The organism is Microbispora sp. CL1-1 (assembly GCF_012034195.1).
Lineage (GTDB): Bacteria > Actinomycetota > Actinomycetes > Streptosporangiales > Streptosporangiaceae > Microbispora.
This window is the reverse complement of sequence record NZ_JAATEK010000006.1, coordinates 159,242-184,497: the sequence shown is the minus strand read 5'-3', so window position 1 is coordinate 184,497 and position 25,256 is coordinate 159,242. Positions and strand designations below refer to the sequence as shown.

Below are 25,256 nucleotides of genomic sequence, written 5' to 3'. Positions count from 1 at the left end.
TCAAAGGAGCGTCCGGGCCAGTCACGGCTCGACCTCGACCTCGATGGTGTCGGTGTAGTGCAGCCACCCGGCGCAGGCGACCTTCACCAGCGCCCACCAGCGGCCCGGGCGAGCGCCGGGCGGCACGCGTACCGGGAAGCACACCTCCGCCTCGCCCTCGGGCGGCACGACGGCCCCGCCGTTCCACTCGGGGAACATCTCGAACGTCTGCCACGGGCTGACGAGCTGTGCCTGTGCGGCCACCGGCGACCGTGCTTCCGACCGCAGCCGCACCACGACCTCGGCCCGGTCTCCGGGCCGCAGCCGCAGATGCGGCGGGTGGCCGAGGCCCTCCAGGGACACCTCCAGCCCCGGTGACCGCCGCCCGCCCTCCCCCGGCCTGACCACGTGCAGCCGGGTCACGTCCTCGTACGCCTGGCCTCCGAACTCGATGCGCGCGGCGAGCACGTGGAGACCGATCTCGGCGTCGGCGGGCGGCGTGAGCCGGACCGGCACGGTGGCGTGCCCTCCGGGAGGCAGCACGTACGGCCGGACGGCGGGCGTCACCGACCAGCCGTCGGGGGCGGTGAGCGTGACCACGCCCTCCGCCCGGTCCTCCGTGAGGCCGGAGGCGATGGTCAGGGTCAGGTCCACCGACCCCGAGACGTCCAGGTCGGACGGGGACAGATGCACGGCGACCGGCAGGTCGCCCATCGGCGCGGGCCCGGTGTTGTTCAGCCAGTAACGCGTGTGGACCGGCTGGTGCGGCTCGATCTCCGGCACCACGGGCGCGTTCCCCCAGGCCGCCAACCGGCCACCGGCACTCCTGCCAGGACCGCTCGCCTCAGAGCCACCGGCCCGCAGCCCCGCCACATCCGCCGTCGCGACGCCCGCCTTAGGACCGTTCACCCTGGGACCGGTCGCCCGATCCCCTGCCACGTCCCCGGACGGCACGGGACGGAGCGGAGCGACGAGCGTGACGATCTCCATGCCGTCGAGCGTGCCGGGGGCGTCACCGGTGACGTTCTCCAGGAGATCTGCCCGCCGCCACGGCGCCGTTCCCCCGGAACCCGTGTCCAGGGGCAGCGTCGTGGCGATCGACAGCGGGACGGTGCGGCCACCGGCCTCGCACACGCGGGCGGTCAGCGCGGTCACCGGGCCGGGCGTACGGCCGGACGCGATCGGGTTGCCCGCCGCCTTGAGCGCGGTGAGGACCAGGCCGGGCCCGGTCTCCAGGAACGACCGCGACTCGCCCGCCGGCCCGTCCCGGCCCACGGTCGCCGCCAGCGGGTGGTTGACGTCGTGGCCGAGCCGTACGAGATCGGCCGCGCGCCAGTCGCCCGGCCCGGCCACCAGGGAGCACTCGAACGCGTGGGTCCAGTGCTGGAGCTGGAAGCCGGAGCCGTCGGGAGCGGTGCGGCGCGGCGGGTCGATCCACACGCCGGACGGCCAGCCGGTGCACGACCGCATAAGTGACACGTGCATCGCCCCCGAGGGATCGATGGCGAAACCCGGGAGGCCCCGGTTGATCAGCCCGATCGTGAAGTCGTCGAGTGAGGCGTCGGCCGGCTCGGCGTCCGTCACCACCTCCACGGCCGCGTCGGCGAGGTCCTCGATCAGCTCCCCCACCGCGCCCTCGCCGCAGACCACGAGCACCGGAAGGTCACGGAGGCCGGTGAGGTCCGCGCCCGGCACCCAGACCTTCTCCAGCGGCTCGTCGGCGGGCACCCACAGGCGGGCCCGTCCCTCGGCGGCGAGACGGGCGCGCAGCTCCGCCGCGTCCGTGTCGTCCAGCAGCGCCGCGACGAACGGGTTCTCGTCGGGCGTGCCGACCGCGATGCGCACGTCGGGCAGGTTGGAGTCCACGGCCAGGTTGCCGTACCGGGTGCCGGGCCCGGTGGAGCACGTCGAGGTCACGCCCTGCCGTACGAGGGCGACGGCGAGGTCTCTCAGGTCGGCGGCGTCGGCGTCGCGCGGCGCGATGATCTCGGCGACGCCGACGGCCCGCGCGCCGAGGGGCCGCCCGGCGGGCGAGCGCAGGACGACGCGGGCGGTGGACGACAGCGCGAACCAGTTGTGCGCGGGGTTGTCCAGCGTCCACGGGTGCTCCGCGGAGTCCACGTCGATGAGGCCGAAGCCGCGGCCGACGACGGCGCCCGCGACCTCGCTGACCGGCAGCGCCCCCGGCGCCCGCACCGGCCAGCGCAGCCGCAGCAGCACGTCGGAGCCGTGGAACTCGTCCACGTGGGTGGTGAGGTCCACCCGCGGCAGCCCGTCCCAGAGCGTGATCTCCTGCGTGTAGGCCACCGGGCCGACCTTGCCGGTGACGACGATCCGACGGCCCGCCGGGCACTCGGCGACGTGGACCTCCGCAGGGGCGGCGGCCGAGCCCGTCACCCCGCCGCTCGGCACCAGGTGCCAGGGGCCCTCGCCGAAGCGGGGGTGCGCCGGGTGCTCGTCGTAGACGAGCAGTTCGTTGCCCACCCGGTCCTGCTGCAGCAGCTCGCGGCCCTCGACCATCAGGCTCGTCACCGTCCCGCCGCGCTCGGGGTCGGCCTCCACCGCGTGGGTGGCGTTCGCGATCCGGGTCCCCTCGCGTACGGCCCAGCCGATCCGCGCGGGCTCGCGGGTGGGCACCAGCCGGAACGTGCGATATCCGAGCGCGGGCACGTCGTCGGCGACGAAGACCGCGTCCACGGCCGCGAGGCTGCCGTCGAGGTGCCGCTCGGGGTGCTCCAGCAGCACTCCCCGCGTGGGCGGGTCGAGCGCGACGCCGTACGAGCCGGGCTCGGGCAGCGTCAGCCGCACGCGGACGAGGTCGGTCCTGGGCCAGGAGGAGGGGTTCCAGACGGCGACGCCGGTCAGCCCCTCGCCGAGGCGGCGCAGCGACGCGTCGAGCACCTTCCCGCCCAGGTCGTACGCCTCCCGCCAGCCCGTCATCAGATCCAGATAGACCTGGTCGGACTCCGAGCCGGTGATGCCGTCGTGGTGCGCGCCGTACGCGATCTGCCGCCAGGCCTTGTCGAGCGCGGCATGCGGGTAGGGCGCGCCGAGGGTCGCGGTGGCGATCGCGGCGAACTTCTCGGCGTCGGCGAGCCGCGTCTCGGCGTGCCGCTGCGCCTGCTTGGTGTCGATGTACGACACGTCCTTGCCGGTGTAGATCGGGTTCATGTCCCGCGTCTGCGGCGTCAGGCGGACGCCCTCGGCCCGTACGGCGGCGAAGAACTCCCTGGGCAGGCCGCAGACGAACCGGGGCGAGACGTGGCGCCGGTTCCAGTCACGCTGGATCTCCATGACCCACTTGTTGGGCGGGGTGTAGTCGGTGCCGACGGGCAGCAGCACGTTGCGGGTGGCGGCGACCTTCTTGAGCAGCGTGAACAGCTCGTAGACCGCGGCCTCGGCCTGCTCCAGGGCCGGCGCGGAGTCCATCCACCATCCGGCGCTGTAGTGGGCCGGCATGTAGTGCGTGGTGACCCCGCGTCCCGACGGCGACACCCACTCGAACTCCGAGGGGAACTGCATCACCGAGGGGTCGCCCCAGCCGCCGCCGACGAGCATCGGGCCCCACTGGTGGTAGGGCCCGCGCGCCCACGAGCTGGAGGTCAGGCCCGCCTCGGCGGCCAGCCCGGGAAACTGCGGGTCGTGCCCGAACGCGTCGAGCTGCCAGGCCGTCGCCGGGTCGCCGCCGAGCACGTCGCGCTGGAAGCCGATGCCATGGACGAGGTTGCGGATCGTCGCCTCGGGCCCGGTCAGGTTGGTGTTCGGCTCGTTGTACGTGCCGCCCATGATCTCCACCCGGCCCTCCGCGAGCAGGCGGCGCAGATAGGCCCGGTCTTCGGGGTGGGCGTTCCAGTAGGGCTTGAGGTAGTCGACCTCCGCGAGCACGAACGTGTAGCCGGGCTCCCTCCTGGCGGTGTCCAGGTGGAGCCGTACGAGATCGAACCCCGCGTGCTGGAACTCCTGCCGGTTCGCCTGCGCCGCGCCGCCCGCGTGGTCCCAGGTGGCGGTGTAGGCGGCCTGGGTGTTCCACCAGACCGGGTCGTAGTGGAAGTGGGGGATCATCCAGACCGTCCACCCGGGCTCGGCGACGAGCAGCTCTCCCTCGGCCGTGCACCTTTCCCGCCCCGCGCCGGCCCGTACGGTGATCGGGACGCGCGCGCCCGGAACCGCTGCGGGCGCGGTGACCCGCACCGGCACCTCCACGACCGTGTCCGGGGGACGCCCGTCCGGGGCGCGTCCGTCCGGGGCGCGTCCGTCGACTGTGCGCTCGCCGCGCACCCCGGGGCCGGTGACCTCCACCACCAGGGGCACGCCGTCCGGCACCTCGCCGAGGACGACCCGGACCACCTGGCACGGGACGTCATCTCCGGTGGCCGGGTGGACGAACAGTTCGGTGGACTCGACGGCGGTGACGCGCATGCGCACCCCTAACTGCGGCCGACCGCGGCGGCCGCGTGGGGGGACAGGTGACGGTCGAGACATCCCCCGCCCGCGCCGCCCTCACGCCTGTGATCTTCCGCGCGGAGGGGCGGCCGTACGGCGTCAGCCGGTGAGGCGGGCCGCGGTGTCCGCGATGAGCCGGGACGCGCCCTTGGTGACGGGCTCGCCGTGGCCGAAGCAGGCGATCTCGACGTCGAGGGCCGCCTGCCGTACGAGCGAGGCGACGGCGGCGGGCGGGTCGGCGTTGAACACACCGAGGATGACCTGGCCGTCGGGGGCGCGGGCGATGGTGTCGCCGGTGAACAGCACTCCCTGCTCCGGCAGGTGCAGCGCGAGGCTGCCCGGAGTGTGACCGGGCACGGCGAGCACGCGCGCGCCACCGCCGAAGCCGAGCGTGTCGCCGTCGTCCAGTTCGCGGTCGACGCGCACGGGCGGTGCGGGCACGTGCGGCATGTCCGCGTGCACGTGGTCCCACAACTCCTGCTCCCAGCCGGACAGGATCGGCGCGGGTCCGGCCGCCTCGCCCCGGACGAACGGCGCGTCGTCGCGGTGGGCGCACACGGTGACGTCGCCCCAGGCGGCGATGTCGGCCGCCGAGCCGGTGTGGTCCTCGTGGAAGTGCGTCAGCACCAGGCGCCGTACGTCGGACGGCGCGTGCCCGAGCGTACGGACGGCGTCCGCGATGAGCGGCGCGGAGCCGGGAACCCCGGAGTCGATCAGGGTCAGCCCGTCGGGGTCGCGCCACAGGTAGACGTGCCCCACGGGAAACCGCAGGAAGTACAGGCTGGGGAGCAGTTCGACCAGATCCATGGGACGACGCTACGGCCGCCCCGCGGACCACCGGCGCGATCTTCGCCGGCAGCGGATCCGCTGAAGGCGCAAGCCCGGCGTGGAACGTGAAACTTTCCTCGCCCGCGGCTGGTGGCGAGTGTCCGGAAGTCACGTCGATTGACCCGAATTCCCGGCGATTCCTACCGTCAGCGGGACCACAAGGAGGACGTGATGACATCCCGGCTGACACCCGTCTGGATTCCCGCGCTCGTGGCGCTGCTCGCCGTGGCGCTCGGCGCCGTCTTCGTCGGCGGTCGCGAGGCCGCGCGGGCGGCGAACGCCCCCTACCAGGATCCGAGCCTTCCGGTGGCGACGCGGGTGGACGACCTGCTGTCGCGGATGTCGCTCGACGACAAGGTCGGGCAGATGACCCAGGCCGACCGGTCGGCCCTGACGACGATCTCCGACGTGGCGGCGTACCGGCTGGGCTCGATCCTGTCCGGCGGCGGCTCGGCTCCCTCCTCGAACACCCCGTCGTCGTGGGCCGACATGTACGACAACTTCCAGCGGCAGGCGCTGTCGACCCCGCTCGGCATTCCGATGATCTACGGCATCGACGCCGTGCACGGGCACAACAACGTGGCCGGCGCGACGATCTTCCCGCACAACATCGGGCTCGGCGCGACCCGCGACCCCGGCCTGGTGGAGCGGATCGGGCGGGCGACGGCCGAGGAGGTGTCCGGCACCGGCATCGACTGGACCTTCGCGCCCTGCCTGTGCGTGGCCCGCAACGACCGCTGGGGCCGTACGTACGAGTCCTTCAGCGAGGACCCGCAGCTCGTCACGCAGATGACGACGATCGTGGACGGCTTCCAGAACGCCGGGAACGCCTCCATCCTCGCCACCGCCAAGCACTACGTGGGCGACGGCGGCACCACGGGCGGCCGGGACCAGGGCAACACCGAGCTGAGCGAGGCCGACCTGCGGGCCATCCACCTGCCGCCGTTCAAGGCCGCCGTGGAGCGCGGGGTGGGCTCGGTGATGGTGTCCTACAGCTCCTGGAACGGCGTGCGGATGCACGGCAACAGATACCTGATCACCGACGTGCTGAAGGGCGAGCTGGGCTTCACGGGCTTCGTGGTCTCCGACTGGGCGGGCATCGACCAGCTCGACGGGCAGTCCGGCTTCACCGCGAACGAGATCACCACGGCGGTCAACGCGGGCATCGACATGGTGATGGTGCCGACCGACTACAAGAGGTTCATCTCCCTGCTGAGGCAGGAGGTGCAGGCGGGCCGGATCCCGATGTCGCGGATCGACGACGCCAACCGCCGCATCCTGACCAAGAAGTTCGAGCTCGGGCTGTTCGAGAAGCCGCTGACCGACCGCTCCTACACCTCCACGATCGGCAGCTCGGCGCACCGCGCCCTGGCCCGCGAGGCCGTACGCGAGTCGCTGGTGCTGCTCAAGAACGCGGGCAACGTGCTGCCGCTGAGCAAGAGCGGCGGCAAGATCTTCGTGGCGGGCAAGAGCGCCGACGACATCGGCAACCAGAGCGGCGGCTGGACGATCAGCTGGCAGGGCTCGTCAGGCAACATCACCACCGGCACCACGATCCTGCAGGGCATCCGCGACGCCGTCGGCTCCGGCACCCAGATCACCTACAACCGCGACGGCAGCGGCATCGACTCCTCCTACCGCGCGGCGATCGCCGTCGTCGGCGAGACGCCGTACGCCGAGGGCCAGGGCGACCGCACGGGCTCGATGGGCCTGGACTCGACCGATCTGGCCACGCTGCAGCGGCTCAAGGCGTCCGGCGTGCCGCTGGTCGTGGTGCTCGTCTCCGGGCGGCCGATGGACATCGCAGGCCAGCTCGACCAGTGGAACGCCCTGGTCGCGGCCTGGCTGCCGGGCACCGAGGGACGTGGCGTGACCGACGTGCTGTTCGGCGACTACGCCCCGACCGGGAAGCTGCCGATGACGTGGCCGCGCAGCGCCGACCAGGAGCCGATCAACGTCGGTGACGGCAAGCAGGGGCTGTTCGAGTATGGCTTCGGGCTGACCTACACGGGCGCCAGCCCGTCGCCGTCTCCCTCCCCGTCGCCTTCCCCCTCACCTTCGCCGTCTCCGTCGCCGTCTCCGTCGCCGTCGGCCTCGCCGTCCCCGTCCCCGTCCCCGTCTCCGTCGCCGTCACGGTCGCCCAGCCCGTCGCCCAGCGCCAGCCCGTCGGCATCGGCGGGCGGCTGCGTGGTGACGTACAAGCCGAACGACTGGGGCAGCGGGTTCACCGCGGACGTGACGATCACCAACAGGTCGTCGAGCCCGGTCAACGGCTGGCGGCTCCAGTGGACGTACGCCGGCAACCAGAGGATCACCAACTCCTGGAACTCGACGATCACGCAGTCGGGCCAGCAGGTCACCGCGACGAACGCCGACTGGAACGGAACCATCGGCGCGAACGGCGGCACGGCGAACTTCGGCTTCCAGGGGACCTACAGCGGCTCCAACCCCGCCCCCGCCGCCTTCACCCTGAACGGGACGGCCTGCGCGACCGGATGATCCACGCGCCGCGGGGGGCGGGGACCGAGCCTGCGGGCTCGTAGCGCGCCGGTTCAGAGCGTCCGTGCTCGAAAGCGTCCGTGCTCGAAGCGCTGGCTCAGATCGTCTGGCTCAGATCGTCTGGGTCAGCGCAACCCCCGCCCCCGCGGTGAACAACACGATGCCCACCGCGAGGAAGATGCCGCCGAGGAGCATGCCGTTCCCCGCCGCGCTGTCGATGCGGATCCGCGTCGGCCTGGCCGGGTCGTACAGCACCGTGACCTCCTGGCCCGGCCGCGCGGGCGGCGGGTTGCTCCCGAAGGAGGTCTCGGCCTCGACCTGCTGGCCGTAGATCGTCGTGAACCGGATGGCCGGGTAGTAGACGGTGCCGTCGGTGGCCCTGCTCGCCCGCAGCCCGACGACCAGGCCGCTGGCGCGCTGCGCCCGGCGGCGGAACTCCCGCGCGTTCCTGGTGATGGCGCCGCCGATGAGGCCGAAGACGAGCCCGAGGCCCGCGAGGATCAATGTGGTGAGAGCGGTTTGTGACACGATCGGACCTTAGGGCCCGGCGCTTGCGATCCGCTTGCATCGTTCCCGAACCGCGATGATCGTACGGGACGGGTCAGGGGCGCATCCGCATGAGCGTCTCGGCCACGTCGACGACCGGCTCTCCGAGGTCGAACCGGCTGAACAGGTGGATCTGCTCGCCGGCGTCGATCTCCAGCAGCTCGAACGTCAGGCCGTAACGGCGGTGGGAGTCCACCCGGATGCGGTCCACGTCGTTCCAGGAGATGCGTTCCCGCCCGGACAGCCCGGTGACGACCAGCCCGTCCTCCCCCGCCGCGAGCCGTACCGGCGCGACCAGGTCCCGGCCGGTCAGCAGGCCGAAACCCAGGGTCGCGACGCCCGCGAGGAAGAGCTGCGCGCCGTCGCCGACGAGCGCCAGCACACCGCACAGCACCATGCCGGTGCCCTTCAGCGCAACGATCCCGCGCGGCACCCGCCATTCGTGCCGCGGCTCCTCAACTCCCGCCATCGGGGCAGCGTAACGAATGCGAGGACCTCTCGCGGCTCCTTTCCCGGCCGCCTGCGCCGCGCGGCGGCCCGGCCGCCGGCCGCACGCGCCGTGGGCCCGGTCGATCCCCGAAAGGCCCTCGATCCACCGGACTCTCGCAGACCGCCGTGATGCGGATCGACCGCGCGAACGCCGCGGCCACGATGCTGCGCGACGGCCACGATCGGCGCTTTCTTCGGGGGGCTCGGCTGTTTCGCCAGGCCCACCTCGCACGTTCGCTACGTCGCTGCATAGGGCGCACCGCGCGCGAACTGCGGGAGGGCGGCCAAGCCTCGATGTCGTTTCCGTACAAGACCCGCCCCGGGCCGGGAAGCTAGCGTCTGCGTGCCGGTCAGCCCTGGCCGGCTGTCCGCCACCCGATTTCCGGGGGAAGAATCGTGCTGCTCAGCGTCAACACCTTCATCAGCCTCGACGGCGTCATGCAAGGGCCGGGAGCCCCGGACGAGGACCGCTCCGACGGCTTCGACCGCGGCGGGTGGCTCGTTCCGCACGCCTCGGCGCACACCAACGAGGTTGTCGAGAGCTGGTTCCGTGAGGCCGACGCCTTCCTCTTCGGCCGCACGAGCTTCAATCTGCTCGGTGGGTATTGGCCGAAGGTCACCGAACCGAACAATCTGATCGCCATCAAGCTCAACACGCTGCCGAAGTATGTCGTCAGCTCGACGCTGACCGACGAGGAAGCCGACTGGAGCCCGGCGACCGTCCTGCGCGGTGAACTGGTCGACGAGGTACGCCGGCTCAAGGAGCTTCCCGGAAGGGAACTCCAGGTTCACGGAAGCTGGAAGCTGGTGCAGACGCTGCATCAGGCGGGACTCGTCGACCTCTACCGGCTGCTCCAGTACCCAGTCGTCGTCGGGGCGGGGAAGCGCCTGTTCCCGGACGGATCGACGCCCGCGACGTTCACGACCGTGGACGAGAACTCTCGCGTACTGCCCGGCGGCGTCGTCTCGCTGACGCTCACCCCTGCGAGTCTCGGCGCGATCTCCGCGGGTGCGTACACCGTGGACGAGGGCCGCTCGGCGACGGTCCTCGGCTGACACCGGCGTCCGACCGCCTTCGGGACGTTGACGGCCGGCCGGAGCGAAGGGGCTCCGCCGTACAGCGGGGCCCCGGCGGGTCAGGTGTGATCAAAGAGGGTCGTCCTAGGGGGTCTCGTCCTCCACGCGCACCGCCTGCTCCTCCGGCGAGTAGCCGCCGAGGTCCGGCCCCACATCCTCGGCGATCATGTCCTTCTCCGTGTCCACGCCCATGCCGCCGTCCGGATCGACGAGGCGGACGGGCTGGGCGGGGTCGGCGGTCGCGTAGCCGTCCGGATCGCCCGTGCCCGGCTCCGTGCCGGACGGGACGTCCACATCGGGCACCTCGCGGGACAGGCGCAAGTCCAGGGGCTCGCCCTCGCGCATCTCGCTGGGCGTGGTGCCGTACTCGTCGAGGCCCAGGGGCCTGTCGCCGGGCAGCGGCATCTCCTGCGGGTCCTCGGCCCACTGCTGCCCGGGCGTGCCCTCCTGCAGGTCCGGAATGCCTTCATCCTCGAACCGCGAACGCGGGTCGGGCTGTGGTCTGTTCTCTCTCATACCGGTCCCCTGCCCCGCCGTACGGCCCTTAGGCAGGTCAGGTGACGGGCACGATCTCGGCCCGCCGCAGCACGCCGCCATCGACGTCGAGGATTCCGATGGTGCCGTACGGCTGGCGGCGGCGGTCGGTGGGCGAGCCGGGGTTGAACACCCGCACCCCGTCGCCGGTGAGGTCCATGGGGATGTGCGAGTGGCCGAAGACGACCAGGTCGGCCTCGGGGAAGCGGCGCCGCATCCGCGCGGTCCGCCCGGCGGCCTGCCCGCTGTCGTGGATCATCGCCACCCGGAGCCCGCCGAGGTCGAGGCCGAGCGTCTCGGGGGCGCCCCAGGCCGCGACGTCCGGGCCGTCGTTGTTGCCGAGCACCGCGTGGACCGGAGCGTACGCGGACAGCTCCACCAGGACGTCCGCGGTACAGACGTCACCGGCGTGCAGGATCAGGTCGGCTCCCCGCAGGTGCGCGGCGACCGCGGGCGGGCAGGACTTCCAGCGCCGGGGAGCGTGGGTGTCCGCGAGCACGACGACCTTCACCGTTCCATCTTGCCCGTGAAGAAGAGGTGCCAAATCGCATATTCGGGGAATAGGGATTCAGGATCAGCACGACCCCCATGCCCTGCACCCCTACACCGGTCTCCCCGGCCGGTCCCGCTCGGGAGGAACGATGAGCAGGCAGATCGCCGACGGCTACCAGGCCCCCACCCTGTTCGAGCTCGAGGCGCGCGTACGCGGGCTGGAGGCTCAGGTCGCCCACCTCACCGAGCTGGTCAAGACGCTGTCCGGGCAGGGCAGGGAGGGCCGCTGACGGCCGCCCCGGCCCGGCCGCGAGGCACCCCGGACGACGGCGTCCCCGCCGGAGAGTCCCGCGGAGAAGCCTTGGACACGACGGCGTCCCCGCCAGGGAGGACCTGACGGGGACGCGGACGCCGGCGTGGGCCTCGCTATGCGCGACGCACGGAGGCGGCGACGGTATGGACCTTCCGGCCCGTGGCCCGCCCGTTCACGTGTCCGTTGCCGGACGCGCCGACGGGCGCCTTTCCGGATCCGGCCACAGGCGCTTGACCGGATCCGGCCACAGCTCCTTGGCCGGGCCCGGCCGCGGATGCCTGGCCGGACTCGAGCACAGGCGCTCCGCCCGACCCGACCGCAGGCGCTCCGCCCGACCCGAGCACAGGCGCTCTGCCGGATCCGAGCGCGGGTGCTTTGCCGGATCCGTCGGCGGACGCGCCGGTCGCCCCGGCCTCGGGCCGGGGGTTCCACGCGCGCTCGCCCGGGCCCGTGCCCTCCAGGCCGGGGATCGCCCGCCCGTAGGACTCGCGCCCGGTGGTCATCGCCATCGCACCCAGCCATATGAGGGTCGCGATCGCGATCACCAGCACGGCTCCGAGCACCAGCACCGCCACCGCCGCCAGGGAGACCACGGCTCCCAGCAGCTCCACCATTGAGATTCCTCCAGAGGTCGACCCCGATTACGGCACTCCGGTGGCCGGCGGAAGATCACCCGCCACGTAGAGGAACGAAAATTGCCGGTTGTTGGTGCCTTGCCCTGTTTGGATGACCCTCATACCTTACTGATCGGCCACCGAGGGCCGACCCATGGGAAGGCCGTCGAGCCTGCGCAGGATCACACCCTCCCGCAGCGCCCACGGGCAGATCTCCAGCACCGGCAGTTCGAACAGGTCCATCGCGGCGTCCGCGACGACCGCGCCGGCGAGAAGCTGCGCGGCCCGCCCGGCGGACACCCCGGGAAGCTCCGCCCGGCGGGCGGCCGGCATCGTGGCCAGCCTGCCCGTCCACTCGACCAGGTCGTCGTGCGTCAGCGTCCGCTTGACGTACGTGCCCTCGCCGGACGACGCGGCCCCCGCGATACGCGCGAGCTGGCGGAAGGTCTTGGACGTGGCGACCGCGTGGTCGGGCCTGCCGTACTTGGCGACCGCCCCGACCGTCCGCGCGATCTCGGCGCGTACGTGCCGCCGCAGCGCGCGGAGCTCCTCCGGATCGGGCGGGTCGGCGGTGAACCAGTCGCGGGTGAGCCGCCCCGCGCCGAGCGGAAGGGAGACCGCGACGTCGGGCTCCTCGTCGATGCCGGACGCGATCTCCAGCGACCCGCCCCCGATGTCGGTCACCAGCAGCCGCCCGGAGGACCACCCGAACCAGCGGCGGACGGCCAGGAACGTGAGCCTGGCCTCGTCGTCCCCCGACAGGACCTGGATGTCCACCCGGGTGTCCGCCTTGATCTGGGCCAGCACGTCCTCGCCGTTGACCGCGTCGCGGACCGCCGAGGTGGCGAAGGCGACCAGGTCCTCCACTCCCTTGTCCTCGGCGATGCGGACCGCTTCGCGTACGAAGGCCCCGAGCCGCGCCGCGCCCTCGTCGCTGAGCCGGTCGCCGCCGACGAGATGCTCGGCGAGCCGCAGCTCGTCCTTGTGGGAGAACGCGGGCAGCGGACGGGCCCCCTGATGCGCGTCCATCACCAGCAGGTGCACCGTGTTGGAACCCACGTCCAGCACTCCTAGTCGCATGCCCCGACGCTACCGCCCGTACGGGAAGATCCATCGCCCCTCCCGGCATCCGGATTCGCCGAGCTCGCCCGGGTTTCACCACGAGGCTCACTCCGGGGCGACGTCGACCAGCACCTTGCCGACCGCGCCCGACTCGACCGCGTCGTGGGCGTCGGCCGTACGCTCCAGCGGGAAGTGGTGCAGGGGCAGCCCGGCCTCCTCGCCCACCCGTAGCGCGCCCGCCTCGACCGCCGCGCGCACGTCGGCAACGGCCGCGTCCTTGACCGCCTCGGGGACCGTGTAGACCAGCACGAACTGATAGCGGATGTTGCGGGTGAACAGGTCGCGCACCGACAACGTGACCGCGTCTCCGCCGTTGTTCGCGTACACCGCGACGACCCCACCGGGAGCGGTGACCGCCGCGTCGAGGGCGGCGTTGGGCGCGGGCGCGACCTCCACCACGATGTCGGCGCCGCCCGGGGCGACGCGGCGGATCTCCGCCGCCGGATCGCCGACGCGGTAGTCGACCACGTGATGCGCCCCCGCGGCCCGGGCCAGCGCCGCCTTCTCCGGCCCGCTGACAGTGGTCACCACGGTCGCCCCGGCCCAGCGGGCGAGCTGGATCGCGGCGTTGCCCACGGCCCCGGCCCCGCCCGCGACGAGGACGGTCCTGCCGTCGAGCGCTCCGGGGGCGAGGCGGTCCGGTCCGCCGTCCGCCACGGTCAGGCAGCGATGCGCGGTCAGCGCGGGGATGCCGAGGCTCGCACCGAGGTCGAGGGAGGCTCCGTCCGGCAGCGGCACGACCTGCCGCTCGGGCAGCACGACATACTCCTGTGCGGTGCCGTCCGGACGCCCCCAGGCGGCCTCCCACACCCACACGCGATCTCCCGGGGCCACCCCCGTCACTCCCGGCCCGGTGACGTCCACGATCCCGGCGCCGTCCTGGTTGGGCACGGCCTCCGGATGGCTCAGCGTGCCGCGCCGCGACTTCCAGTCGGTCGGGTTGACGCCCGAACGCACCACCCGTACGCGTACCTCTCCGGGCCCCGGCTCGGGCACCGGCCGTTCGGTCAGGCGCAGGACGTCGCTGTCCCCGGTCTCGGAATACACGATCGCTCTCATAACCGCTCTCAGCGGCCGGGTCCGTACGGCTATTCCGGTTCGGCCCTTTCCGCTCGGGTAGTTGCAGCCCGATCGGGCGAGGGGGTGCGGCGGCATGAGCGTCAGGCAGAGGTACGGCGGCCTGTCCGGCGGAAGGGCCGGTGACCGGCTCGGCGGCACGGCGGGCGGCTGGTCGAGGGACTGGTCGGGAAGCTGGGCCGGCGGCTGGGCGGGAGGCCGCTTCGGCCGGCGTTTCGGACGCAGGGGCAGGCGGCTGCGGGCCACCGCGAGGGACGCGTTCGGCTGGCAGCAGCTGCGCCCCGGCCAGCAGGAGGCGATGGAGCACCTGCTCGCGGGGCGCGACGTGCTGCTGGTGATGCCGACCGGCGGCGGCAAGTCGGCCGTCTATCAGGTGCCCGGCCTGCTCCTGGACGGCCCGACGGTCATCGTCTCGCCGCTCATCGCTCTGCAGCGCGACCAGGTCATGGGCCTGCTCAAGGCGGGCGCAGCGGGCGCGGTGGCGGTCAACTCGGCCGGCTCGGTCGAGGCGGGCCTCGACCAGGTCACGGCGGGCGACGCCGAATATGTGTTCCTGTCCCCGGAGCAGCTCGCCAAGCCCGAGGTGGTCGAGCGGCTGGCCGAGGCCCGGCCCTCCCTGATCGCGGTGGACGAGGCGCACTGCGTGTCCGCCTGGGGCCACGACTTCCGGCCCGAGTATCTGCGGCTCGGCAAGGTGATCGAGCGTCTGGGCCATCCCCCGGTGATCGCGATGACCGCCACGGCCGCGCCGACCGTGCGCGAGGAGATCGTCGAGTCCCTCGGCCTGACCGGCGCGCAGCAGATCGTGCGGGGGTTCGACCGGCCCAACCTCCGTCTCGACGTCCACCGGTTCACGAGCGACGACGACAAGCGCAGGGCCCTCGCCGACCACACCGCCGGGCTCGAAGGCGTGGGACTGCTCTACGTGGCGACGCGGCGCCAGGCCGAGGAGTACGCCGGCCTGCTGAGGGAGCGCGGCCGCCGGGCCGAGGCGTACCACGCGGGGATGAAGGCGAAGGAACGCCGCCGCATCCACGAGCGGTTCCAGGACGACGACCTCGACACCGTCGTGGCGACCTCGGCCTTCGGGATGGGCATCGACAAGCCCGACGTGCGCTACGTGCTGCACGCCGCGCCTCCGGAGTCGCTCGACGCGTACTACCAGGAGATCGGCCGGGCGGGCCGGGACGGCAACCCGGCCGATGCCGTGCTGTTCTACCGGCCCGAGGACCTGGGGCTGCGCAGGTTCTTCGCCGGGGGCCACGCGGACGAGGCCATGATGCGGCGCGTCGCGACGCTGGTCCACGAGCACGGCGGGGAGGTCGCCGCCGCCGACCTGCGCGAGCTCCTCGGCGTCGGGGCGGCCAGGCTGGCCTCGCACGTCAACCTGCTCGAACGGGCGGGCGCGGTCGAGGTGACCCACGGTGGCGCCCTGCGCTACACCCCGGACGGCCCGCCTCCGGACGAGGCCGCCGCCCACGCGGTGGAGATCGACGATCTCCGGCACCGGATGGGGGACTCCCGGCTGGAGATGATGCGCGGCTACGCGGAGACGACCGGCTGCCGGCGCCGCTTCCTGCTGGAGTATTTCGGCGAGCCGTACGAACGGTCCTGCGGCGACTGCGACACCTGCCGCTCCGGTACGGCGACCCCGCCGGAGACCGGCGACGGGCGGTTCCCCATGCACGCGGACGTCCGGCACGCCGAGTGGGGGCACGGGATCGTGATGAGCCGCGAGCAGGACCGGATCACGGTGCTGTTCGACTCCGTGGGCTACAAGACGCTGGCCCTCGGCCTGGTCGGCGAGCTGCTCGAAGTGGTCTGACGGAGCGGGAGAAGCCACGAACGGCCTGGGCAATCATTACCCATCGTGTCCATATCACCACTTGCAGTGGTTTCACCCTGTGTTGAGACTCAAAGGCGGAGGTCGTGAGATCGGGGGTGGTACCGGTGCGCGAGGCGATCAGCGCCAGGGAGACGTGGCCGTTCGAGTGCCTGCGCTGCCTGCGTGTCTGGGAGGAGGAGTACGTCGTCCACCGCACGCGCGACGAGCAGGGCGTCGACGTCGTGATATGGACCCGGGACGAGGTCGTCGTCCCGCCACCCTGGTCCGGGACGACCTGCCCCGGATGCGGCCGTGAGATCGTGACCTCGTTCCCCACGGGCTACCTGGCTCACCATCCGGAGAGCGCACCGGGCCGCGAGCCCGCGGCGCAGGCCCCGGCCGGCGGGACGCCCGCCAGGGGCGTGCCGCTGGCGTCGCAGGCGCTGCTCACCCTCGCGCTCCTGCTGCTGGCGGGTGCCGGTCTGTACGAGCGGCTCAACGCGGGCTGAGCACGCCGGTCCGTACGGGCGGCTCCACGTCCGCTGAGCACGCCGGTCCATACGAGCGGCTCAACACCGGCTGAGCACGCGCCGGTCCGTACGCGTTCACCGGGCACGCTTCGAAGCCACGGGGGGCCTCCGGCGCGAATTCCCTATGGCCCGGCGCTCCGCTCCCAAATATGGCCGGATATTAGCAGATATAGCAGCACGGCTCGACCGCCGCAGGATCTCACCGTGAAAATGCGTGGGACCGGGAAATGCGTCGAGCCGCCCACCGGGTCGACGTCGCGCGGTTCCCGCCGCGTCGTGGGCCGTGATCGCCGCACGTCCACGCCGGGCGGCGTACCGAGACCTGTATGTACGACGACAAGCCCGGCGTCCTTTCTCACTGATCGGCCGGACGGAGGATTTCCCGCGCGGAAATTGATTTTGCGGGGGACGCCCGGCCGATAAACGAGCGCGGAGAAGCAGGAGACACCGGCAGAGCCGATCACCTGACATCTCGGGTCGCGTGTGCCCGGCCTGCATCGGGGTGCTCGGGTTGTCCACAGGTTGACTGAGGGGGCCCGGCGAATCCGGCAGAATGAGAGCCCCTCGGAGAGGGCGGACCCGGAAGAAGGCGGATCAGGATCGTGACGACGTCCATTCAGCAGCGGATCGCCGAAGAGCTCGGCGTGCGCGAGAGTCAGGTCACCGCGGCCGTCGACCTGCTCGACGGCGGGGCGACGGTGCCGTTCATCGCCCGCTATCGCAAGGAGGCCACGGGCGCGCTCGACGACGCCCAGTTGCGCACGCTGGAGGAGCGGCTGCGCTACCTGCGCGAGCTGGAGGAGCGGCGGGCCGCCATCCTCGACTCGATCCGGTCGCAGGGCAAGCTCGACGAGGCCCTCGAAGCGCGCATCATGGAGGCCGACTCGAAGGCCCGCCTGGAGGACATCTACCTGCCCTACAAGCCCAAGCGCCGCACCAAGGCGCAGATCGCCAGGGAGCTGGGGCTGGAGCCGCTGGCGGACGCGCTGCTCGGCGACCCGTCGCTGGACCCCCAGGCGACCGCGGAGGCGTACGTGCGCGAGGGCGTGGCCGACGCCGCCGCCGCGCTGGAGGGCGCCCGGGCCATCCTGGTCGAGCGCTTCGCCGAAGACGCCGACCTCATCGGCGACCTGCGGGAGCGCATGTGGTCCCGCGGGCGTCTGATCTCCCAGGTGCGGGAGGACAAGCAGGAGTCCGGGGCCAAGTTCTCCGACTACTTCGACTTCTCCGAGCCCTTCACCCGCCTGCCCTCGCACCGCATCCTCGCGATGTTCCGGGGTGAGAAGGAAGAAGTGCTCACGCTCACCCTCGACCCGGAGGCCGAGGAGCCGAACGACTACGAGGCGCGGATCGCCCGGCACTTCGGCATCGCCGACCTCGGCCGCACGGCCGACAAGTGGCTGCTCGACACCGTGCGCTGGGCCTGGCGGACCCGCGTCCTCGTGCACCTGGGCATCGACCTGCGGACCCGGTTGTGGCAGGCGGCCGAGGAGGAGGCCGTGCGCGTGTTCGCGGCCAACCTGCGCGACCTGCTGCTCGCCGCTCCCGCGGGGGCACGGCCGACCATGGGCCTCGACCCGGGCCTGCGCACCGGCGTGAAGGTCGCGGTCGTGGACGGCACCGGCAAGGTCGTCGCCACCGAGACGATCTATCCGCACGAGCCCAAGCGGCAGTGGGACCAGTCGCTCGCGGTGCTGGCCCGGCTCGCGACAGAGCACAAGGTGGAGCTGATCGCCATCGGCAACGGCACCGCGTCGCGGGAGACCGACAAGCTCGCCGGTGAGCTGGTCAAGCACATGCCGCACCTCACCAAGATCGTGGTGTCGGAGGCCGGAGCCTCCGTCTACTCCGCGTCGGCGTACGCCTCCCAGGAGCTGCCCGGTCTCGACGTCTCGCTGCGCGGCGCGGTCTCGATCGCCAGGCGGCTGCAGGACCCCCTGGCCGAGCTGGTCAAGATCGACCCCAAGTCCATCGGCGTCGGCCAATACCAGCACGACGTGTCCGAGGTGAAGCTGTCGCGCTCGCTCGACGCGGTGGTGGAAGACTGCGTGAACGCGGTGGGCGTGGACGTCAACACCGCGTCCGCCCCGCTGCTGACCCGCGTCTCCGGCATCAGCGCCGGGCTGGCGGAGAACATCGTCGCGCACCGCGACGCCAACGGGCCGTTCCGCTCCCGGACCGGGCTGAAGGAGGTGCCGCGGCTCGGCCCGAAGGCGTTCGAGCAGTGCGCGGGCTTCCTGCGCATCCCGGGCGGCGACGACCCCCTCGACGCCTCCAGCGTGCACCCGGAGGCCTACCCGGTGGTGCGCCGCATCCTCGACTTCACCAAGAGCGACCTGCGCACGCTGATCGGCAACACCTCGGCGCTGCGCTCGCTCAAGCCGTCGCAGTTCGTCGACGACACCTTCGGCCTGCCGACCGTGACCGACATCCTCAAGGAACTGGAGAAGCCGGGCCGCGACCCCCGTCCGGCGTTCAAGACCGCCACGTTCAAGGACGGCGTCGAGAAGCCGTCCGACCTGTCGCCCGGCATGATCCTGGAGGGCGTCGTCACCAACGTCGCCGCGTTCGGGGCGTTCGTCGACATCGGCGTGCACCAGGACGGCCTGGTCCACGTGTCCGCGATGTCCAACTCCTTCGTGAAGGACCCCCGCGACGTGGTCAAGCCCGGCGACATCGTGCGGGTCAAGGTGCTCGACGTGGACCTCCAGCGCAAGCGCATCTCGCTCACGCTGCGCCTGGACGACGAGACGGCCGGCGGTGGCCGCCGGGGCGGGCCGAACGGCGAGGCCCGCGACGACCGGCAGGACGGCCGGCGCGGCCAGCCGCGGCAGAACCAGTCCCGCCAGAACCCCGCCCGCCAGGGCCAGAACGGCAGGGGCGGGTCCGGCCGCGGCAACGGCCGGGGCTCGGGCGGCGCGCCGCTCGGCGGAGCCATGGCCGAGGCGCTGCGCCGGGCCGGTCTGACCGACCCCGGCTCCAGCGACCGCCGTTCCCGCTGACGCACCCCCGGTCCGGCCACGCCCCCGATTCGACGGCTGTCGTGCCCGGCGCTCGCCTTCTGAGCGCCGGGACCACCGTTCCCGCCGACGGCACCCCGGGGGCCGGCCAAGGTCCGGCCCGACAGCCGCCCGCACCCGGCACCCTGCCTCCGGGGTGACGGGACCGCCGCCACCGCTGAAGGCACCCCGGGTTGGCCAAGGCCCCCACCAGACGACCACTCACGCCCGGCTTCGGTGCGGCGGCACCGCTGTTCACGCTGACGCATTCGCCCGACCCATCGGTCTCGCGCACCCGGCGCTCGCCTTCCGAGCGCCGGGACCGCTGTCAGCGGCCACAGGAGAATGCCCCGCGAACGGTGGACGCGGGGCACGGTGTCGATCAGGCCCGACGAGCGTGAAGTCGATCGGACCTGATGACCACAGGGTCGATCAGGTGCGATGAACGGTCATCCGGTCACTGCTGTTGCTGTTGCTGCTGCTGTTGCTGACCGCCCGCCCCCTGCTGTTGCTGCTGCTGTTGCTGTTGCTGAGCGCGGCCGCGCTGCTGTTGCTGTTGCTGCTGCTGTTGCTGACCGCCCGCCCCCTGCTGTTGCTGCTGCTGTTGCTGCTGCTGCAGTCGCTCGCGATGGTGGCGGCGGGGGCGATCGCGACCGTCCCAACGGTCCCAACGGTCGTGATGGTGGCGGAAGTGGTGGCGATAGCGGTGCCTGTCACGGCATCTGCCTCCCGGGCAGTCCCCCGTGACCGACGGCCGGACGACCTGCTCGGTCGTGCCGGCGGCGTTGGCCGACTGCGTCTGAATCGCGACAGGGACCACGAGAGCCGAAGCCGTCATGACGGCAGCAGCCAGTGCTTCTTTGAACATGGGTATCCCTCCGTCGGCTCCGTGACGAGAAGGCGGATGAACATCCGAATTCACGGAGCTCGAATCGATCCATCGAACCTGGATCCGGACCCTGATTCTCACGCTAAAGGCAGCAAACGCCGCAGTCACCCATCGTGGGGCAAATAAGCATTTTTAGCAACAAAACGCATGCAGCCTGGAAATACGGGGCTATCCGGCCCTGATTCGAACAGGTCGGCGATCACTACTTTGCGAAGACCTGGAGCCGATTCCCCTTGATGTGGAATTTCACTTGCCGCTTCCTGGGTAATGGACGTCTTCACGCCCCTCCCCGGCCTCCCCGGCGGCGGGGCCGCTCACGTGCGCAGCGAGCCCCGTCGTCAAAGCCCCGCCGTCACAGCCCATCCGGGCACTGAACAGGCCGCGCCGCCGCGGCCCATCCGCCCGCTCAGCACACCCCGCCGTCAGAACCCCGCCGTCACAGCCCATCCGGGCACTGAACAGGCCGCGCCGCCGCGGCCCATCCGCGCCCTCAGAGAGCCCCGCCGGGGCTGGCGGCGGCCGGTGTGAGCAGATCCTCCAGAACGGCGGCGAGTGCGGCGACCCCGGCGAGGCAGTCGGCCTCGTCGGCGTGCTCGTACGGCGAGTGCGAGACACCCGTGGGATTGCGCACGAACAGCATGGCCGCCGGGACCTCACCGGCGAGGATGCCGGCGTCGTGCCCTGCCCCCGTGGGCAGCACCGGCGCGCCGCCGAGGACGCCCGCGACACGGTCGCGCAGCCCCACGTCGAAGTTCACGACCGGCGTGTAGGACTCCCGGGTCACCTCGGCCCCCTCGGCAGCTCGGGTCGTCTCCTCGACGAGCCTGTCGAGCAGGGCGGCGTCCGGCGCCCGGCAGTCGAGCCAGGCGCTGACCAGCGACGCGATGGCGTTGGTGCCGTTGGGCTCGACTTTGATCCTGCCGAAGGTGGCCAGGGCCCCCAGGCGTTCGGCGTTCGCCCGGGCGGCCAGCACCGCCGCCGCGTACGCCGGCATGGGATCGCGCCGGTCCTCCAGGCGGGTGGTCCCGGCGTGGTTGGCCTCCCCCCGGAAGTCGAAACGCCACCGGCCGTGCGGCCAGATCGCGGAGGCGACGCCGACCGGATGCGGTGTGGCGGCAAGGTGGCGGCCCTGCTCGACGTGCAGCTCCACGAAGGCCCCGACGCGGGTCAGGCGCGCGTCGTCACGGCCGGCGGCCGCCGGGTCGCGTCCCGCCCGCTCCATCGCCGCTGCCAGCGTGACGCCGTCCGCGTCGCGCAGCGCCCCTGCCGTCTCGGGACGGACGGCGCCGGTCATCAGCCGCGATCCCAGGCAGGCCAGGCCGAATCTTGCGCCCTCCTCCTCGGTGAAGTTCACCACCGCCAGCGGCCGCTCCGGCCGGAACCCGCGCGCCCGCAGGGCGTCGAGCGCGGCGAACGCCCCCACGACCCCCAGCGGGCCGTCGTACGCCCCGCCATCGGGCACGGAGTCAAGGTGGGAACCGGTCACCACGGCGTCGCCCGCCGTGGAATCGCCCAGCCAGGCCCACTGGTTGCCGTTGCGGTCTGTCTCGTACGCGAGGCCTCGGCTGAGTGCCTGCTCCTCGAACCAGGCCCGGCACTCCGCGTCGGCCGCCGTCCAGGCGTGCCGCCGATATCCGCCCGTCGCGTCGCACCGGCCCACGGGGAGCAGGTCGCGCCACAGCCGGCGGAAGCCGTACTCGACCTCCTCCGGCAGGACCAGGGCCGCGCCCTCACGCATCGTGGTCCGCCCCCGCCCCCGCCCCCGCCCCCGCCTCGGCCATCGGGACGCGTACGCCGCGCTCCCCGGCCACCTCGACGGCCCGGTCGTATCCGGCGTCCACGTGGCGGATCACACCCATCCCGGGGTCGTTGGTCAGCACCCGGCGGATCTTCTCCCCCGCCAGCGGCGTGCCGTCGGCGACGGTGACCTGTCCCGCGTGGATGGAGCGGCCGATGCCGACCCCGCCGCCGTGGTGGATGGACACCCAGGACGCGCCGGAGGCGACGTTGACCATGGCGTTGAGCAGCGGCCAGTCGGCGATCGCGTCGGAGCCGTCCAGCATGCCCTCCGTCTCGCGGTAGGGCGAGGCCACCGAGCCGCAGTCGAGGTGGTCGCGGCCGATCACGATGGGCGCGGAGATCTCCCCCGAGGCGACGAGGTCGTTGAACCGCTCGCCGGCCCGGTCGCGCTCGCCGTACCCGAGCCAGCAGATCCGCGCGGGCAGGCCCTGGAACCGCACCCGCTCCCCCGCCATCCTGATCCACCGGGCCAGCGGCTCGTTGTCGGGGAACAGATCGAGGATCGCGCGATCGGTCGTCGCGATGTCGGCCGGGTCGCCCGACAGCGCCGCCCACCGGAACGGGCCCTTCCCCTCGCAGAACAGCGGCCGGATGTAGGCGGGCACGAACCCCGGGAAGTCGAACGCCCGCGCATAGCCGGCGAGGCTCGCCTCGCCCCTGATCGAGTTGCCGTAGTCGAACACCTCCGCACCCGCGTCCTGGAAGCCGACCATCGCCTCGACGTGCCGGGCCATCGACTCGCGGGCCCGGCGGGTGAAGCCTTCGGGGTCCTTGCGCGCCAGCTCGGCCATGTCCTCGAACGCGACGCCCAGCGGCAGGTAGGCCAGCGGGTCGTGCGCGCTCGTCTGGTCGGTCACGATGTCGATCTCCGCGCCCCCGGCCAGCAGTGCGGGCACGGCCTCGGCCGCGTTGGCCACGACGCCGATGGACAGCGGGCGGCGGGCGTCCCTGGCCTCGTACGCCAGGCGCAGAGCCTCCTCCAGGCTCTCGGCCCGGACGTCGAGGTAGCGGTGGGCGATGCGGCGCTCGACGCTGCGCGGGTCGCAGTCGACGCAGATCGCCACGCCGCCGTTCATCGTGACCGCGAGCGGCTGCGCGCCGCCCATGCCGCCGAGCCCGGCGGTGAGCGTGATCGTCCCGGCGAGACTGCCGCCGAACCGCTTGGCCGCGACCGCCGCGAACGTCTCGTACGTGCCCTGCAGGATGCCCTGGGTGCCGATGTAGATCCACGAACCGGCCGTCATCTGGCCGTACATCGTGAGCCCGAGCCGCTCCAGCCGCCGGAACTCCGGCCATGTCGCCCAGTCGCCGACGAGGTTGGAGTTGGCGATGAGCACGCGGGGAGCCCACTCGTGGGTGGTCATCACGCCGACCGGGCGGCCCGACTGCACCAGCAGGGTCTCGTCAGCCCGCAGGGTGGTGAGCTCACGCACGATCGCGTCGTACGACGGCCAGTCGCGGGCCGCCTTGCCGCTGCCGCCGTAGACAACGAGCCGCTCCGGATGCTCGGCGACCTCGGGGTCGAGGTTGTTCATGAGCATGCGCAGGGCGGCCTCCTGCTGCCAGCCGCGGGTGTTCAGCGTGCCGCCGCGCGGAGCCCGGATCGGAGCCCGGCCGCCGGAATCCCGCTCGCCGGAACCCCTGCCGCCGAAAATCCGCTCGTCGGAACCCCCGCCGCCCGAACCGTGGCCGCCGGAACCCTGGTCGCCGGAACCCTGGTCGCCGGAACCCTGGTCGTGCGCGGCCCTGCCGTTGAGGGCGCCACCGCCGTCGTCAGCCACGAGTTCTCCTCCCACCCGCGCCCGCGGCGCATGGTTCTATTCAGTGAGTCCCACCCATCGTGGGTGAATGAATAGATTCAGTCAATGAGGAACACCCCACGGGCGGCGGCCGACGCCTCGAACGCCTCCAGGCGGGCCTGGGCCCCGGGCAGTTCATCGCACATCGCCTCAAGCAGCACCCGGCCGAGCATCATCGGCGCGCACGCCGTGTCGAACACCAGGTGCGTGCCCACCGCGGCGGTGAGCAGAACGTCCGACAGGCCGGCGAGGGACGGCACGCGCCGGTCCGCGACCGTGACGACGGCCAGCCCGGCCGCGCGGGCGGCCCGGAGCGCGTCCAGCAGTTCGGCGGGATAGCGGGGCAGGGCGAAGCACAGCAACGCCGTGGCCCCGGCCGCCGCCGCCTGCTCGACCCGGTCGGCGAGGAGCGACCCCGCCTCGTGCAGGGGCCGTACGTCGGGGTGCACCTTCGCCGCGAAGTACGCGAATCCGGCGGCCTGGGCGGCGGCGGCCCGCAGGCCCAGCACCGGCAGCGGCCGCGAGGCGGCGAGCAGGCGGGCGGCTTCGGCGACGGGCCCGGGATCGTCCAGCGAGCGGGCGAGGGCGCGCAGGTTCTCGATCTCCGCCAGCACGGCCCGCCGATAGCCGCCGCCCGCGCCCGCCGCCCGGTCCGCCCCCAGATCGGGCCACGACTCGGGCAACGGCTCGGACCACGACTCGGCGTCCGCGGGCGCAAGCTGCCGAAACCCGGGTTTCTGCGGCACGGAGCGGGCGGGCGCGCCGGGGTCCGGCGACGGACGATGCGAGCCCTCCGGCGGGGCGGGAGGCAGCGGCGCGGGCCGCTCCCCCCGGCCTCCGGTCCGTCCATCCGCGCCGCCGTCGGAGAGCCGGGGCGTCGCCGTGGAGATGCGGGCATCCGGCCCGGCGTCCTCCCTGTTCCGGCCGGAGCCGTCCCGTTCCCGGCCCTGCCGTACGCCCAGCTCGCGGAACCTGCGCCGGAGGCCGGGATATCCGCTGTAGCCCAGCGCCGTCGCGAAGCGGGTCACCGACGGCTGGCTGACCCCGGCCAGCTCGGCGACCTCGATGCTCGACAGGAACGGCGCCTCGGCGGCGTGCTGCGCGAGGCAGTGGGCGATCCTGCGCTGCACGGGCGTCAGCCGGTGCCCCTCGAACAGCCGCAACAGGCGGGACGCGGCGTCGTCGTCAAGACCGCCGAGGTCCCCGAGGTCCCTGGGAACCTGGCGATCACCGTCCCGGGCACTGCCGTCGCCCCGATCGTCACTGTGATCGCGGACGTCGCCCTCATCGCCAAGGTCATGATCGTCGCGGCCGTCACCCTGAGCGGCGGCGTCACGGGGGTCGCGGGGGGTGGACGGGCCGTCGTCCGTGTGGTGGCCGGTGTTCATCGTCCTCCGCCTC

At 72.6% G+C, this 25,256-nt stretch carries 19 protein-coding genes; 7 read left to right on the top strand and 12 right to left on the bottom strand.

Annotated elements, in window-relative coordinates; translation table 11 throughout:
* Positions 1-21: 21 nt before the first annotated feature.
* Positions 22-4,398 (bottom strand): NEW3 domain-containing protein, encoded by a 4,377-nt coding sequence (locus HCK04_RS10315; RefSeq protein WP_142646943.1) that lies wholly within the window; start codon positions 4,396-4,398, stop codon positions 22-24.
* 123 nt (positions 4,399-4,521) lie between these two features.
* Positions 4,522-5,229 (bottom strand): MBL fold metallo-hydrolase, encoded by a 708-nt coding sequence (locus tag HCK04_RS10310; protein WP_142646942.1) that lies wholly within the window; start codon positions 5,227-5,229, stop codon positions 4,522-4,524.
* 192 nt (positions 5,230-5,421) lie between these two features.
* Here HCK04_RS10310 and HCK04_RS10305 point away from each other — a divergent pair, with 192 nt between their 5' ends.
* Positions 5,422-7,749: a glycoside hydrolase family 3 N-terminal domain-containing protein gene (locus HCK04_RS10305; protein ID WP_142646941.1), complete on the top strand. Its 2,328-nt coding sequence runs from the start codon at positions 5,422-5,424 to the stop codon at positions 7,747-7,749.
* A 111-nt stretch (positions 7,750-7,860) separates the two neighbouring features.
* On the opposite strand, the gene HCK04_RS10300 is transcribed toward HCK04_RS10305, so the two are convergent.
* Positions 7,861-8,277 carry a DUF3592 domain-containing protein gene (locus HCK04_RS10300; RefSeq protein WP_168065800.1) on the bottom strand — a complete coding sequence of 139 codons (417 nt, stop codon included), beginning with the start codon at positions 8,275-8,277 and terminating at the stop codon, positions 7,861-7,863.
* 73 nt (positions 8,278-8,350) lie between these two features.
* Positions 8,351-8,764, bottom strand: a complete 414-nt coding sequence (locus HCK04_RS10295; protein WP_142646939.1) for a PH domain-containing protein — start codon at positions 8,762-8,764, stop codon at positions 8,351-8,353.
* Between the two features lie 416 nt (positions 8,765-9,180).
* Here HCK04_RS10295 and HCK04_RS10290 point away from each other — a divergent pair, with 416 nt between their 5' ends.
* Positions 9,181-9,840: a dihydrofolate reductase family protein gene (locus HCK04_RS10290; RefSeq protein ID WP_142646938.1), complete on the top strand. Its 660-nt coding sequence runs from the start codon at positions 9,181-9,183 to the stop codon at positions 9,838-9,840.
* 105 nt (positions 9,841-9,945) lie between these two features.
* Here HCK04_RS10290 and HCK04_RS10285 read toward each other — a convergent pair whose 3' ends face one another.
* Positions 9,946-10,377, bottom strand: coding sequence for a DUF5709 domain-containing protein (locus HCK04_RS10285; RefSeq protein ID WP_142646937.1), 432 nt, complete (start codon positions 10,375-10,377; stop codon positions 9,946-9,948).
* A gap of 37 nt (positions 10,378-10,414) precedes the next feature.
* Positions 10,415-10,906, bottom strand: a complete 492-nt coding sequence (locus tag HCK04_RS10280; RefSeq protein ID WP_142646936.1) for a metallophosphoesterase family protein — start codon at positions 10,904-10,906, stop codon at positions 10,415-10,417.
* A gap of 130 nt (positions 10,907-11,036) precedes the next feature.
* Here HCK04_RS10280 and HCK04_RS10275 point away from each other — a divergent pair, with 130 nt between their 5' ends.
* Entirely contained in the window at positions 11,037-11,177 is a 141-nt protein-coding gene (locus tag HCK04_RS10275) for a hypothetical protein (protein ID WP_168065798.1), read from the top strand.
* Between the two features lie 136 nt (positions 11,178-11,313).
* On the opposite strand, the gene HCK04_RS10270 is transcribed toward HCK04_RS10275, so the two are convergent.
* The 3 genes from HCK04_RS10270 to HCK04_RS10260 form a co-directional block, all read right to left on the bottom strand.
* Positions 11,314-11,814 (bottom strand): hypothetical protein, encoded by a 501-nt coding sequence (locus HCK04_RS10270; RefSeq protein WP_142646935.1) that lies wholly within the window; start codon positions 11,812-11,814, stop codon positions 11,314-11,316.
* A 126-nt stretch (positions 11,815-11,940) separates the two neighbouring features.
* Positions 11,941-12,894 (bottom strand): Ppx/GppA phosphatase family protein, encoded by a 954-nt coding sequence (locus HCK04_RS10265; RefSeq protein WP_142646934.1) that lies wholly within the window; start codon positions 12,892-12,894, stop codon positions 11,941-11,943.
* An 87-nt stretch (positions 12,895-12,981) separates the two neighbouring features.
* Entirely contained in the window at positions 12,982-13,995 is a 1,014-nt protein-coding gene (locus tag HCK04_RS10260; RefSeq protein WP_142646933.1) for an NADPH:quinone reductase, read from the bottom strand.
* A gap of 94 nt (positions 13,996-14,089) precedes the next feature.
* Between HCK04_RS10260 and HCK04_RS10255 the strand changes: the two genes are divergently transcribed.
* The 4 genes from HCK04_RS10255 (at position 14,090) to HCK04_RS10240 (ending at position 20,382) form a co-directional block, all read left to right on the top strand.
* Complete coding sequence (locus HCK04_RS10255; RefSeq protein WP_142646932.1) at positions 14,090-15,838, top strand: ATP-dependent DNA helicase RecQ; 1,749 nt, start codon at positions 14,090-14,092, stop codon at positions 15,836-15,838.
* Between the two features lie 104 nt (positions 15,839-15,942).
* Entirely contained in the window at positions 15,943-16,347 is a 405-nt protein-coding gene (locus HCK04_RS10250; RefSeq protein ID WP_142646931.1) for a hypothetical protein, read from the top strand.
* Positions 16,348-16,970: 623 nt separating this feature from the next.
* Complete coding sequence (locus tag HCK04_RS10245; RefSeq protein ID WP_142646930.1) at positions 16,971-19,370, top strand: Tex family protein; 2,400 nt, start codon at positions 16,971-16,973, stop codon at positions 19,368-19,370.
* A gap of 463 nt (positions 19,371-19,833) precedes the next feature.
* Positions 19,834-20,382, top strand: coding sequence for a hypothetical protein (locus tag HCK04_RS10240; RefSeq protein ID WP_168065796.1), 549 nt, complete (start codon positions 19,834-19,836; stop codon positions 20,380-20,382).
* A 364-nt stretch (positions 20,383-20,746) separates the two neighbouring features.
* Here HCK04_RS10240 and HCK04_RS10235 read toward each other — a convergent pair whose 3' ends face one another.
* From HCK04_RS10235 to HCK04_RS40980, 3 genes are all read right to left on the bottom strand, one after another.
* Positions 20,747-21,994, bottom strand: a complete 1,248-nt coding sequence (locus tag HCK04_RS10235) for an allantoate amidohydrolase (protein ID WP_142646928.1) — start codon at positions 21,992-21,994, stop codon at positions 20,747-20,749.
* Positions 21,987-23,660, bottom strand: coding sequence for a urocanate hydratase (gene hutU, locus HCK04_RS10230; RefSeq protein ID WP_221889896.1), 1,674 nt, complete (start codon positions 23,658-23,660; stop codon positions 21,987-21,989). The genes HCK04_RS10235 and hutU overlap by 8 nt, the downstream gene beginning before the upstream one ends.
* A gap of 254 nt (positions 23,661-23,914) precedes the next feature.
* The gene (locus HCK04_RS40980) at positions 23,915-25,243 is read right to left on the bottom strand and encodes a MurR/RpiR family transcriptional regulator (RefSeq protein ID WP_205830059.1); all 1,329 of its coding nucleotides are present in this window, start codon (positions 25,241-25,243) and stop codon (positions 23,915-23,917) included.
* Positions 25,244-25,256: the final 13 nt, after the last annotated feature.